At 49.5% G+C, this 12253-nt stretch carries 11 protein-coding genes and 6 tRNA genes; 7 read left to right on the plus strand and 10 right to left on the minus strand.

The genetic code is table 11. The annotated features are described in order from the left end of the window. Positions 1 to 20: 20 nt before the first annotated feature. On the minus strand, positions 21 to 1259 hold the full coding sequence (locus QNN86_RS03035) for an Nramp family divalent metal transporter (RefSeq protein ID WP_117343677.1): 1239 nt from the start codon (positions 1257 to 1259) through the stop codon (positions 21 to 23). Positions 1260 to 1604: 345 nt separating this feature from the next. Here QNN86_RS03035 and nupC point away from each other — a divergent pair, with 345 nt between their 5' ends. Continuing rightward, positions 1605 to 2807: a nucleoside permease NupC gene (gene nupC / locus QNN86_RS03040; RefSeq protein WP_181617527.1), complete on the plus strand. Its 1203-nt coding sequence runs from the start codon at positions 1605 to 1607 to the stop codon at positions 2805 to 2807. Positions 2808 to 2956: 149 nt separating this feature from the next. On the opposite strand, the gene QNN86_RS03045 is transcribed toward nupC, so the two are convergent. Next, positions 2957 to 3032: transfer RNA gene (locus QNN86_RS03045), tRNA-Ala, on the minus strand. 38 nt (positions 3033 to 3070) lie between these two features. After that, positions 3071 to 3146: transfer RNA gene (locus QNN86_RS03050), tRNA-Ala, on the minus strand. Positions 3147 to 3367: 221 nt separating this feature from the next. On the opposite strand from QNN86_RS03050, the gene QNN86_RS03055 reads away from it, so the two are divergent. Together QNN86_RS03055 and QNN86_RS03060 are read left to right on the plus strand one after the other, a co-directional pair. Next, positions 3368 to 3730 carry a YfeC-like transcriptional regulator gene (locus QNN86_RS03055; RefSeq protein WP_096756266.1) on the plus strand — a complete coding sequence of 121 codons (363 nt, stop codon included), beginning with the start codon at positions 3368 to 3370 and terminating at the stop codon, positions 3728 to 3730. Between the two features lies 1 nt (position 3731). Further along, positions 3732 to 4124, plus strand: coding sequence for a MerR family transcriptional regulator (locus QNN86_RS03060; protein WP_279277862.1), 393 nt, complete (start codon positions 3732 to 3734; stop codon positions 4122 to 4124). Positions 4125 to 4180: 56 nt separating this feature from the next. Here the strand turns inward: QNN86_RS03060 and gltX are convergent, their stop codons facing one another. Beyond that, positions 4181 to 5596 carry a glutamate--tRNA ligase gene (gltX, locus tag QNN86_RS03065; protein WP_181617529.1) on the minus strand — a complete coding sequence of 472 codons (1416 nt, stop codon included), beginning with the start codon at positions 5594 to 5596 and terminating at the stop codon, positions 4181 to 4183. Between the two features lie 258 nt (positions 5597 to 5854). On the opposite strand from gltX, the gene QNN86_RS03070 reads away from it, so the two are divergent. The 4 genes from QNN86_RS03070 (at position 5855) to QNN86_RS03085 (ending at position 6254) form a co-directional block, all read left to right on the plus strand. Next, positions 5855 to 5930, plus strand: a tRNA-Val gene (locus QNN86_RS03070). A gap of 46 nt (positions 5931 to 5976) precedes the next feature. Further along, a tRNA-Val gene (locus tag QNN86_RS03075) sits at positions 5977 to 6052 on the plus strand. Between the two features lie 46 nt (positions 6053 to 6098). Continuing rightward, a tRNA-Val gene (locus QNN86_RS03080) sits at positions 6099 to 6174 on the plus strand. 4 nt (positions 6175 to 6178) lie between these two features. Beyond that, positions 6179 to 6254: transfer RNA gene (locus QNN86_RS03085), tRNA-Lys, on the plus strand. A 146-nt stretch (positions 6255 to 6400) separates the two neighbouring features. Here QNN86_RS03085 and QNN86_RS03090 read toward each other — a convergent pair. The 6 genes from QNN86_RS03090 to QNN86_RS03115 all read right to left on the minus strand — a co-directional run bounded on the left by QNN86_RS03090 (position 6401) and on the right by QNN86_RS03115 (position 11929). Further along, entirely contained in the window at positions 6401 to 7285 is an 885-nt protein-coding gene (locus QNN86_RS03090; RefSeq protein ID WP_096756263.1) for a LysR family transcriptional regulator, read from the minus strand. Between the two features lie 99 nt (positions 7286 to 7384). Further along, a complete protein-coding gene (locus tag QNN86_RS03095; RefSeq protein WP_181617531.1) occupies positions 7385 to 8641 on the minus strand; it encodes a nucleoside permease in 1257 nt (418 codons plus the stop codon). Positions 8642 to 8700: 59 nt separating this feature from the next. Further along, entirely contained in the window at positions 8701 to 9534 is an 834-nt protein-coding gene (xapA, locus tag QNN86_RS03100) for a xanthosine phosphorylase (protein ID WP_181617532.1), read from the minus strand. A gap of 324 nt (positions 9535 to 9858) precedes the next feature. After that, complete coding sequence (locus tag QNN86_RS03105; protein ID WP_181617533.1) at positions 9859 to 10128, minus strand: YdgH/BhsA/McbA-like domain containing protein; 270 nt, start codon at positions 10126 to 10128, stop codon at positions 9859 to 9861. Positions 10129 to 10359: 231 nt separating this feature from the next. Further along, positions 10360 to 10755: a DUF302 domain-containing protein gene (locus QNN86_RS03110; protein ID WP_181617534.1), complete on the minus strand. Its 396-nt coding sequence runs from the start codon at positions 10753 to 10755 to the stop codon at positions 10360 to 10362. A gap of 82 nt (positions 10756 to 10837) precedes the next feature. Then, positions 10838 to 11929 (minus strand): beta-propeller fold lactonase family protein, encoded by a 1092-nt coding sequence (locus QNN86_RS03115; protein WP_181617535.1) that lies wholly within the window; start codon positions 11927 to 11929, stop codon positions 10838 to 10840. Between the last annotated feature and the right edge of the window lie 324 nt (positions 11930 to 12253).

Genomic DNA, 12253 nt, shown 5'->3' on the forward strand with positions numbered 1-12253 from the left:
ATCGGGTAACCATAAGTCTGCTATAGACCAAGCGCGGTCCCTACCAACAGCCAGAGATTTAGCGCCACCACCAGTACCACAATCATCCAGCCAACATATTTAACCCAGACGGTGTTAACCAAATCCCCCATTAACGTACCGTTACTGGTAAATATCAGCAACGGTACCAACGCCAGCGCGATACCAAAGCTCAGCAACACCTGGCTCATGACCAGAATACGGGTGGGATCCAGCCCCATCAGAATGACGATAAATGACGGCATCATAGTGACCGTACGACGAACCCACAGCGGGATGTGAAAACGGATAAACCCCTGCATCACCACCTGCCCCGCCAGCGTGCCGACAACCGTTGAAGAAAGCCCCGCCGCCACCAGGCTGAGACCAAATACCGTCGCCGCCGCATGGCTCAACAACGGCTCCAGCGTCAGATAAGCCTGATCGAGATCGGTAATGCCGGTATGGCCGCTGAAGTGAAAGGCTGCGGCAGCAGTAGCCATCATTGCCAGATTGACAAACCCGGCAATGGTCATGGCGATAGCCACATCCCACTTAGTTGCCGCGTAGCGCTGTTGCCGTGTCCCGCCGTGCAGATGCTGGGTTAAAGAGGAGTGCAAATAAATGACGTGCGGCATAATGGTCGCGCCGAGTACGCCAGCTGCCAGAAAGACCGCCTCAGAGTTAGGCAGACTGGGAATGATCATGCCCTTACTCAGCTGCGCCAGATTCGGCTGCGAGAAGATCAGTTCGACAATATATGCCGCGGCCACAAACAACAGTAAGCCACCAATCACCTTTTCTAGTGGTTTTTGCCCGCGACGTTGCAGCATCAGGATTAAAAATGTGGCGATACCGGTCAGCACCGCTCCCTGTAACAGCGAAACGCCGAGGATTAGCTTAAAACCAATCGCAGCACCGATAAACTCGGCAAGATCGGTCGCCATGGCAATGATTTCAGCCTGCACCCAGTAAAACCACACCACCGGACGCGGGTAGTGATCGCGAATTTGCTCGGCGAGGTTTTTACCGGTGGCAATCCCCAGCTTGGCCGACAATACCTGAATCAGCATTGCCATCAGGTTTGCCCAGACGACGACCCACAGCAGTTTATAGCCAAAGCTAGCCCCTGCCTGGATGTTGGTGGCAAAGTTACCGGGATCGATATAGCCAATCGCCGCGATGAATGCAGGTCCCATTAACGCAAGTTTCAGCTTGCGTGCTGCCCGTCCACTGCTTGTCTCAACGCGATCGTTCGTCATTTTCGTGCCTCAAAAAACATAGCCTTTGCTATATTTCAAACTACGCCAGTTGAGAATGATTATCAAATTCATTTTGATAGATAAAAATGATTTCTTTGATAGCGTTGGTCTATAAATAGATCAGGGAACTGGAAACGCCGATGAGATGTTTAATTAATGTTATGAGAATAGCACAATGACATAACTTTTCACTTCCATACTAAACATCACAGAAGTGTATTACCGATCACTAATTTTGAATCTCGTCACAGGTCCTTATTATAGTGTGTGTTTGATCTCGTTTTCTTTATGGTTGTTGCATAGAATGTGCACGGAAATTAAACCTGCCTCATGTTTGGAGCAAATATGGACCGCGTTCTTCATTTTGTCCTGGCCCTTGCCGTGGTTGCGGTACTCGCACTGCTGGTAAGCAGTGACCGTAAACAAATTCGTATTCGTTATGTTATTCAATTACTTGTTATCGAAGTGTTACTGGCGTGGTTCTTCCTGAACTCTGATGTCGGGCTGGGCTTCGTGAAAGGCTTCTCCGAGATGTTTGAAAAACTGCTCGGTTTTGCTAATGAAGGGACAAACTTTGTCTTCGGCAGCATGAACGATAAAGGCCTGGCATTCTTCTTCTTGAAAGTACTGTGCCCAATCGTCTTCATTTCCGCCCTGATCGGTATTCTGCAGCATATCCGCGTTCTGCCTGTTATCATCCGCGCAATTGGATTTTTGTTATCCAAAGTCAACGGTATGGGTAAACTGGAATCCTTCAACGCCGTCAGCTCACTGATCCTGGGTCAGTCTGAAAACTTTATTGCCTATAAAGATATTCTCGGCAAGATGTCACGCAACCGCATGTACACCATGGCAGCAACGGCGATGTCCACCGTTTCCATGTCCATCGTCGGCGCGTACATGACCATGCTGGAGCCAAAATACGTTGTTGCAGCGCTGGTTCTGAACATGTTCAGCACCTTTATCGTACTGTCGCTTATCAACCCGTACACCGTTGATGCCAGCGAAGAAAATATCCAGATGTCTAACCTGCATGAAGGACAGAGCTTCTTCGAAATGCTGGGGGAGTACATTCTGGCAGGCTTCAAGGTAGCGATTATCGTGGCAGCAATGCTGATCGGTTTCATCGCGCTGATTGCCGCGCTGAACGCCTTGTTTGCCACCGTCACCGGCTGGTTTGGCTACAGCATCTCCTTCCAGGGCATCCTGGGCTACATCTTCTACCCGGTTGCATGGGTGATGGGTGTGCCGTCCAGCGAAGCGCTGCAGGTGGGCAGTATCATGGCGACTAAACTGGTTTCCAACGAATTCGTGGCCATGATGGACCTGCAGAAAATCGCGTCTACGCTCTCTCCACGCGCGGAAGGTATTCTGTCTGTGTTCCTGGTCTCCTTCGCTAACTTCTCTTCCATCGGTATCATTGCAGGCGCAATCAAAGGTCTGAACGAAGAGCAAGGCAACGTGGTATCCCGCTTTGGTCTGAAGCTGGTATACGGCTCTACGCTGGTGAGCGTACTGTCCGCATCCATCGCAGCACTGGTGCTGTAAGACAGTAGCATCGCAATCGTAGTGACTCGGCCGGGGAGATTCTCCCCGGTTTTTTTATGTCCGTCATTTGGTGATCTGACAGAGTAAGCAGAGGATCGTGCAGGAAGTAGAAACAAAAAACCCCCGCTTTTCAGCGAGGGTCTTAATTTTGGTGGAGCTAAGCGGGATCGAACCGCTGACCTCCTGCATGCCATGCAGGCGCTCTCCCAGCTGAGCTATAGCCCCACGATGCCTTTACGTACCAAATTTAGTGGGATTAAATTTGGTGGAGCTAAGCGGGATCGAACCGCTGACCTCTTGCATGCCATGCAAGCGCTCTCCCAGCTGAGCTATAGCCCCGTCACGTAAAGCTTGTCGAGTTGACGGGCGGCATAATATGAATTCCCTTCGCGCGTGTCAACGGCAAAATTAACTCACTGAATTCAATCGCTGAAAAAGCAGGCAAATGAAGAACATTGCGCAACAACTCGCATTCAGTAGTTAAACGCGTCACGGTTTCTAGTAAAATGGTGCTATAAACTGAACCACTAATTAACCCCACGACTACTCAGGGAATCGTTATGTTCAAGGAACGGATGACGCCAGAAGAACTTGCTAATCTGACCGGTTACAGCCGGCAGACCATTAATAAATGGGTGCGCAAGGAAGGCTGGGCTACGTCACCAAAACCGGGCGTTCAGGGCGGAAAAGCTCGTCTGGTTCACGTCAACGAACAAGTTCGCGAATACATTCGCAGTGCAGAGCGTTCAGCTGAAGGTTTATCCGACAACTTATCTTTAGCTGGCGACTCTTCTATTGAAACACTGCTGATCACCCTCGCGAAAGAAATGACGCCAGCAGAACAGAAAATGTTTACGTCATTGATCCTGCGTGAAGGCATTACCGGTTTGTTACAACGCTTAGGGATCCGCGACAGCAAATAATATGAAAAAATTACGCAGCAAAATGACCACCGAAGAGCTGGCTGAATGTCTCGGAGTCGCGAAACAAACGGTCAATCGTTGGATCAGAGAACAAAACTGGAAAACCGAAAAGTTTCCCGGTGTGAAGGGCGGTCGCGCAAGGCTTATTCATATTGATGCCGGCGTGCGGGAATTTATTCTCAATATCCCAGCTTTTCGCAAAATCCCAGAATTTTATCAGGCAGAAGAATCGGTTGCAGAATACTCGCACGTTATCCGCAGTCACGCCTGCCGTCAGATAATCAGCGCACTGGATAACATGTCACCAGCGGAACAAGAAAAACTGGCGCTGTTTCTTTCGCGCGAAGGTATCCGTAGTTTTCTCACCCGTCTGGGCATTGATGAATCCGAATAAATGCCAAAAAAAACGGCAGGATCTGCGCCTGCCGTTTTGTTGTCTCTCAGACTGTCTTACTGCTGATTTTCACGCTCAGCAATAAACGCCAGCGCTTTATTAATACGTTCAATGCTGCGGGATTTACCAATCGCATGCACCGTTACGTCTAATCCTGGAGACTGGCCTGCACCGGTAACCGCAACACGCAGCGGCATACCGACTTTGCCCATACCCACTTCCAGCTCATCAGCGGTAGACTGAATGGCGTGGTGCACGTTTTCAGCGGTCCATTCGGTGATGGCGGCGATTTTATCACGCACCACTTCCAGCGGCTGACGCGCAACCGGACGCAGGTGTTTCTTCGCAGCGTCGGCATCGAACTCTGCAAAATCTTCATAGAAATAGCGGCAGCTCTGCGCCATCTCTTTCAGCGTTTTGCAGCGCTCACCCAGCAGTTTAACCAGCTCGGACAATTGCGGACCCACGCGGGTATCGATATTTTCCTGCTCAATGTGCCACTGCAGATGCGTTGCCACATATTCAGGCGCCAGAGTGTTAATGTAGTGATGGTTCAGCCACTGCAGTTTTTCGGTATTAAATGCGCTCGCCGATTTGCTTACCGCACCAAGAGAGAACAGCTTGATCATCTCTTCGCGGGTGAAGATTTCCTGATCGCCGCTGGACCAGCCCAGACGCACCAGATAGTTCAGCAGCGCTTCCGGCAGGTAACCGTCGTCACGATACTGCATTACGCTGACCGCACCGTGACGTTTGGACAGTTTTTTACCGTCGTCGCCGTTGATCATCGACACGTGGGCGTAAACCGGCACCGGCGCGTTCAGCGCCTTCAGGATGTTGATCTGACGCGGGGTGTTGTTGATATGGTCTTCACCACGGATAACGTGGGTAATTTCCATATCCCAGTCATCAACAACCACACAGAAGTTATAGGTTGGAGAACCGTCGGTACGGCGGATAATCAGATCGTCGAGTTCCTGGTTGCTGAATTCGATCGGCCCACGGATCTGGTCGTCAAAAATAACGGAACCGTCCTGCGGGTTGGCAAAACGCACCACGCAAGGTTCATCATCGGCGTGATGTTCGTGGCCGTGGCGGCAGCGACCGTCATAACGCGGCTTCTCACCTTTCGCCATCTGATCTTCACGCAGCTGTTCCAGACGCTCTTTGGAGCAGTAGCATTTATACGCGGTGCCTGCTTCCAGCATCTCATCAATAACGGCGTTGTAGCGATCAAAACGTTTAGTCTGGAAGTACGGACCTTCATCCCACTCCAGATTCAGCCAGTTCATGCCATCCATAATGGCTTCGATAGCTTCCGGCGTGGAGCGTTCGAGATCGGTGTCTTCAATACGCAGCACAAACTCACCGCTATGGTTACGTGCAAAAAGCCAGGAATAAAGAGCAGTACGCGCACCGCCGACGTGCAGATAACCTGTCGGGCTAGGCGCGAAGCGAGTTTTGATTTTCATGAAATGGCCTTACGTTTATAAAGATGCCGACAACCGGCAAATCCTGGGAAGATTATCAGGCCCGTATTCTATCACCGTGGTCTGATTCCTCAATGTTGTTCAGGTTGGAACATCACGCTTTGCCATTTTCGTATACAAATCATGCCGCATGGACTATTTCTCGATCGTTTTGTTTAAATTTACGACGAACGAACAATTTCTTTAGAAAATGCGTTGACTCATTTTCAACTCTCCCTATAATGCGACTCCACACAGCGGGGGTGATTAGCTCAGCTGGGAGAGCACCTCCCTTACAAGGAGGGGGTCGGCGGTTCGAACCCGTCATCACCCACCAACTACTTTATGTAGTCTCCGCCGTGTAGAACAGAAAATTGAGAAGTGGGTGATTAGCTCAGCTGGGAGAGCACCTCCCTTACAAGGAGGGGGTCGGCGGTTCGATCCCGTCATCACCCACCACTTTCTCGCCAGCTGGATTTTCTGTCAAAATATGAAGTACCGAAGTGGGTGATTAGCTCAGCTGGGAGAGCACCTCCCTTACAAGGAGGGGGTCGGCGGTTCGATCCCGTCATCACCCACCACTTCGGGGCGTTAGCTCAGTTGGTAGAGCAGTTGACTTTTAATCAATTGGTCGCAGGTTCGAATCCTGCACGCCCCACCAATGTAAAAAGGCGCCCTAAAGGCGCCTTTTTGCTATGCGTAGAATTTAACAATTCAGCCATTCTCTGCCTGATACGCTGCGCTTATCAGGCCAACAGTCTACGTCGTTGTAGGCCGGATAAGACGTCAGTCGCCATCCGGCACACATCACATCGTCAATGCCCCAACCAGTTTCTCCAGCGCAGGTGTTGCCTGCTGTTGGTCATACACAATATATAAATCAGCAGGAATGCGTTCTTCCAGCGGGCGGAATACCACGCCAGGCCAGTTCATCTGCGCATAACTATCTGCAATTAACGTAATACCAATCCCCATACTGATCATCGCCAGCACCGTTTGTGGCTCCCTCACCTCACGAATAATCATTGGTGAAAATCCGGCGCTCTGGCACACACGCTGCAAAAATGCCCAGTCAGTATGAATGGAAGGCATCGTGACAAAATATTCATTACGCAGCGCTTCCAGCGGCACGGCGTCACGAGCGCTCAGCGGATGTTCTTCCGGCATCGCCACCAGAAATGAAGACTCATGCAAGCGCAGGCTGGTAAATCCGGGCGAGGGTGCTGTTGCCATCCGCCAAATCCCCGCATCCAGCTCACGCCGCTCCAGCAGCGTCATCTGCATTGCCGGCATGTTTTCGCGAAACAGAACCTCAACGTTCGGGTTCTCTTTCAAAAATCGCCGCATCACCGGGCGCATTTTTCCCCACATCGCCGTGCCTATTACGCCCAGTTCGACTCGCCCTGCCTCACCGCGACCAATCTGCTCCACGCGTGCCAGCGCCTGGTTAGCGCTGGATAACAGTCGGCGTGACTCTTCCATCAGGATTTTCCCGGCGTGGGTTAACGTCACGCTACGGGAATGCCGGATAAACAACAGTGTGCCGAGCTGCTGTTCCAGCTCTTTGATATGAATACTTAGCGGGGGTTGTGACATATTCAGGCGAGCAGCCGCGCGTCCAAAATGCAGTTCTTCTGCGACAGCCAGAAAATAACGCAGTAACTTCAGATCGATACGGTGCGTGCGTTCCATGGGTAATGCGCTCCAGCGGAGAAGGATAATGCGCAAAGTTACCACATTGCATCACAGAACTTAAAACGGCGGGCTGCATTAGCCCGCCACAGGTCAGGATTAATGCGCCAGCGATTTCTGCACGGACCTTTCCGGCTCATGCTTATACTTGAAGAACAGCGCAAAAATGACGGCCAACACCAGCGCATAAGCCGCAAACACCAGCCAGATGGTCTGCCAGTCTTTCACGCCATCGACGGAGAAATAGTCCACCGCCATGCCGCTCAGGATTGAACCTACCCACGCCCCGACGCCGTTCACCATGGTCATAAACAGCCCCTGTGCGCTGGCGCGAATGTTGGAGCTGACTTCCTGCTCGACGAACACCGATCCGGATATGTTGAAGAAATCAAACGCGCAACCGTAAACGATCATCGACATCAGTAACAGCACAAAGCCAAACGGTGACGGATCGCCAAACGCAAAGAAGCCAAAGCGCAGCGTCCACGCCAGCATGCTCATCAGCATCACCGTTTTAATCCCGAAGCGTTTGAGGAAGAACGGAATGGTGAGAATGAAGCCCACTTCCGCCATCTGCGACACCGACAGCAAAATAGAGGGGTATTTCACGACAAAGCTGCCAGCAAATTCAGGGTTACGGGCAAAATCATGCAGGAACGGATTACCAAAGACGTTGGTGATTTGCAGTACCGCCCCCAGCATCATGGCAAAGAGAAAGAAAATCGCCATACGCGGATTTTTAAACAGCACAAACGCATCCAGTCCCAGCTTACCGGCAAGCGTCGTTGCCACTTTCTTCTCAGCAACCGGGATTTTCGGCAGGGTAAACGCGTACATCGCCAGCAGCAACGAGGCACCGGAGGCGATATACAGCTGGGCGCTGCTCAGCTCCAGGCCCATCAGACTCACCGTCCACATAGCGACAATAAAGCCAATCGTGCCAAACACGCGAATCGGCGGGAAGGCCGTGACCGGATCCTGGCCGGATTGCGCAAGGCAGGAGTAGGAGACGCTGTTCGACAACGCAATCGTCGGCATATAGGCCATGGCATTAATTAACATCACCCAGAACATCGTATCCGGATCGGTGACAGTAGTGGCGTACAGCAGCACACCCGCGCAAACCAGGTGACACAGCATGTAGGCGCGTTCGGCGCGTAACCATTTATCCGCGATGATCCCCATGATGCCGGGCATAATAATCGCCGCCAGCCCTTTCGAACTGTAAACCATACCCACGTTGGCACCGGTAAAATGCAGGGTGTTGATCATGTAAGAACCCAAGGTCACCAGCCAGCTTCCCCAGATGAAATATTGCAAAAACGACATGAGCTTTAAGCGAGAGGCGATACCCATTTTTCCGTTCCTTGCCAAAAAAGTAAGACCCCGCAAGCGGGGTCAGTTATCGTTTTTATTCAGGCCAGTTTGCGCAAGAAGCCGCAGATCAAATTGATAAAGTTCTGTCGGGAGAGTTCCGCCGCCGCCAGCGTCTGGGCATGGGATAATTTCACATCCCCCAGCCCTTCTGCCAGGTTGGTGATGGCAGAAACCGCAACCACCTTCAATTCACAGTGACGTGCAGCGATGACCTCAGGGACCACCGACATACCAACCACATCACCGCCAATGATCTGCATCATGCGAATTTCTGCCGCCGTCTCAAAGTTCGGTCCCGGATAGGAGACGAATACGCCTTCGCTCAACGGGAATCCTTCTTCTTTTGCCACGGTTTGCAGGATTACGCGGTAATCCGCGTCATAAGCGTTCGCCAGCGAGAAGAAGCGCTCACCAAAACGCTCATCATTAAGCCCGACCATTGGCGTGCCCGGCATAGTATTGATGTGATCGCTGAGCGCCACCAGGTTGCCCGGACCAACTTCAGGACGTAAAGAGCCCGCCGCGTTGGTGCAAAACAGCAGTTCGCAGCCCAGCAGTTTAAGGGTGCGGATGGCATCGGTCATCACCGTCATGCCGCGACCTTCGTAGAAGTGCCCACGCCCTTTCATGCAGGCCACAGGAACACCCGCCAGATTCCCCAGTACCAGTTCACCGGCGTGGCCGTGTACGGTGCTGACCGGGAAGCCCGGCAGCTTCTCGTAAGAGATAGCCACCGCATCCTCGATTTGCTCGGCCAGTGCGCCCAGCCCGGAGCCGAGAATAAACGCCACGCGTGGAGTGAAGTCAGGTTTATAACCACGAATGATATCAGCGCTATACCAGGGATTCTGCGAGAAAAGAGTGTGGCTCATGAGATGTCCTTAAAACTGAGTAATCGACAATAACGTAGCGTATCCCAATGTTATAACGAGACTACGCAATCGATTACCAATACAGTTTATCCCTCCGATCGATAGTAAATCGGTATTGATGAGGTGCGCTAAACTGGTTTGAATTCACATTATTTTTCTGCCAGAAGTGGCAGGGAGTAGCAGAACATCAGGAATCTGTCAGGGCAGCAGGGACAAGGATACGTCTGATTCACCATGAACAAACATGGGTTGATAATGACTCAGCGAAAGCAGGTATAACGGCCTGCTTTCTCTGATTGAAAATTAAGGCGGGGTTATGGCTATTTATTTTCTATAAAGATCGCTGGTTACTACAGCCTGGGAACCATTCCCGATAGAAGAAAAGTTCTTAATGACAAAGAAATCCGCCCCTTCTTTATCTGCCAGTTTCGAAATCTTGTGCACACATTCATTCACCGTATTTTCTGTTACCGTGATTGATTTAACATGTTTTAAGCTTTCAGCTTCTTTCTGTGAGATTTCTGTGGCCGCAAAAGCAGACAGGCTGAGAAAACATAAAGAAGCAACTAATGATGTGACTAATGTTTTTTTCATGGTAATCCTCATAAACTTATATATTAATATTTGAGCGCCAACATATACCCTTCACATAATATTGCAAACAAAAAATCATCCATTTATAAAATAGACGAACCAACAAATATTGAAGAGTAATGAACAGCACACATTTGGTTTAATTGATTTATTATTGGGAGTTAAGCACTCGTATAATAAACACAGGAAAATAACACTAAATAGCCACGAGGCACTTAGTGTTATCTTTAATTAACTACCCGCCACTTCATTAAGAAGAGTTGCCAGGGTGCTAACCGGAGCAACGACACTTTGCGCAATACCATAATCAGAGGTGAGGACACTGCTCGCATCCTGGTAATCTATCAGGGTAATTCCATTGTCATCCAGCCAGATAACCACGCGTAAGGGTAACTCTATTGCCGCATGAGGGTTTGCTTGCATTGCGGGAGTCCCCCCCTTAGGGTTACCAAAAAGAAATAACATCGTCGGTCGCAGAGTAAGACCAACCTCCATTGCCGCTTGCTGTTGATCAATTTGCGCAAAAATGCGGATATTTTTGGTATTCAGTAAACTGACAAGTCTGTTTACAGTCGCGTCAAAATCGAACTTACTGGGCAGCGTTTTTGTCCGTTTCGGCTTTCTCATCTCTCTTTCCTTTCCTTTACTTATCTGATATACCTAAAAATACCCACCAGCGAATGACGGGTATTGATAAATACTAGTACAGTTATTTAGGCGTCACTTCGACAGAACCCCAGCTAATACCATTAGGGTTGTTATCTACCGGAAACGTACTCACTACTTTGCGCTCATTAATGTCAATCATCGAGACAGAGTTAGCAAATGAGTTAGTTACGTAAGCGTATTTCCCATTTTTATCAACAACCACGCCATGGGCTCCATCTCCGGTGGTGATCGTTTTAGCGACTGTAAGGCTTGCGATATCAATCACGTTTATCGTGTTACCCGGTTTGCTCTTCGATCCCTGATTGGTTACCAGCATAGTTTTACCATCCGGGGTACCAAAGAGCTGGATTGGTACGGTACCGACATTAATTTTCTTCACAACCTTACGTGTAGCAGTATCAATGACCGCCACAGCATCTTCACCGGAAAGCGAAACGAAAACCAGTTTACCATCCGATGAGAATCCTACCTGGGCAGGCATTTTACCTAAAGCAATCTGTGCAACTTCTTTATTCGTGGCCGTATCAACAACCGATACCGAGCCTCCTTTCATATTCGCAATATACACCTCTTTGCCATCAGGACTCACTCTGAGACCATGAGGAAATTTGCCGACGTTAATTGTCGTTAAATTTTTCAAGTGCCCGGCATCAATCACGCTGATGGTGTTATCTGCGCTGTTAGAGATGTACGCTATTTTCCCGTCAGGTGTCACGACGACATGGGCAGGGTGCGCGCCAACGGGAAGCTTTGAAATAACAGTGTCATTCTCAGAATTAATCACCCAAACCTCTCCATGCTCCTTTTTACCAGCATGAGTATCTTTGCCCATTTCCATTTTCTCAGAATGGGCTTCTTTACTCATATCCATATGTTCAGAGCCGGATGAATGTGTCCCATTAGCGCCAAGGTTGGTTACCCATACGGTTTTATTATCTGGCGACACCTGAACATTATGTGGCATTTTACCGACATGCACTTTATCGACAGTTTTTAAAGATGCAGCATCGAGTACATTAACTGAGTCCGCACCTTCATTTGCCACATACACTCTGTCTGCAGCCAACGTATAACCTGACCATGCCAGCATACTAATTTGCATTGCAATTAAAATTTTATTTTTGCTTATCATCGCCGCCAATACCCCATGGGTTAAAAACAATTATCGGATTAGTTTGAGCTGATAACTAATGTAGGTTTGTTAACGCGTAATAATATTACCCATAGCGGGTGCGTTAATCCTACCTATAATTAGTTACTGCATAAGTTACATTAATAAACGCTATACATCATTGTATTGAATATGGCTATCCGTACTTGCGTGTAATGAGTATCAACCTTCCAGCAAGTGGAAGGTCAAGAAAAAAACAATAATTTAAAATACACTTAAAAATCCGTAAGCTGAGCAATTGAGAAAGAATATCTGAAGGGCAGTTATAAATATAACGAAGTAGTC

This window comes from Citrobacter sp. C348 (genome assembly GCF_047467975.1).
GTDB classification, from domain to species: Bacteria; Pseudomonadota; Gammaproteobacteria; order Enterobacterales; family Enterobacteriaceae; genus Citrobacter; species Citrobacter gillenii.

What these genes read in the sequence shown, in the direction of transcription:
- nupC (WP_181617527.1), top strand. Translation starts at nt 1,605, where the DNA reads ATGGACCGCGTTCTTCATTTTGTCCTGGCCCTTGCCGTGGTTGCGGTA.
- QNN86_RS03095 (WP_181617531.1), bottom strand. Translation starts at nt 8,641, where the DNA reads ATGGGTATCGCCTCTCGCTTAAAGCTCATGTCGTTTTTGCAATATTTC.
- QNN86_RS03035 (WP_117343677.1), bottom strand. Translation starts at nt 1,259, where the DNA reads ATGACGAACGATCGCGTTGAGACAAGCAGTGGACGGGCAGCACGCAAG.
- QNN86_RS03105 (WP_181617533.1), bottom strand. Translation starts at nt 10,128, where the DNA reads ATGAAAAAAACATTAGTCACATCATTAGTTGCTTCTTTATGTTTTCTC.
- QNN86_RS03110 (WP_181617534.1), bottom strand. Translation starts at nt 10,755, where the DNA reads ATGAGAAAGCCGAAACGGACAAAAACGCTGCCCAGTAAGTTCGATTTT.
- QNN86_RS03055 (WP_096756266.1), top strand. Translation starts at nt 3,368, where the DNA reads ATGTTCAAGGAACGGATGACGCCAGAAGAACTTGCTAATCTGACCGGT.
- QNN86_RS03090 (WP_096756263.1), bottom strand. Translation starts at nt 7,285, where the DNA reads ATGGAACGCACGCACCGTATCGATCTGAAGTTACTGCGTTATTTTCTG.
- QNN86_RS03115 (WP_181617535.1), bottom strand. Translation starts at nt 11,929, where the DNA reads ATGATAAGCAAAAATAAAATTTTAATTGCAATGCAAATTAGTATGCTG.
- gltX (WP_181617529.1), bottom strand. Translation starts at nt 5,596, where the DNA reads ATGAAAATCAAAACTCGCTTCGCGCCTAGCCCGACAGGTTATCTGCAC.
- QNN86_RS03060 (WP_279277862.1), top strand. Translation starts at nt 3,732, where the DNA reads ATGAAAAAATTACGCAGCAAAATGACCACCGAAGAGCTGGCTGAATGT.
- xapA (WP_181617532.1), bottom strand. Translation starts at nt 9,534, where the DNA reads ATGAGCCACACTCTTTTCTCGCAGAATCCCTGGTATAGCGCTGATATC.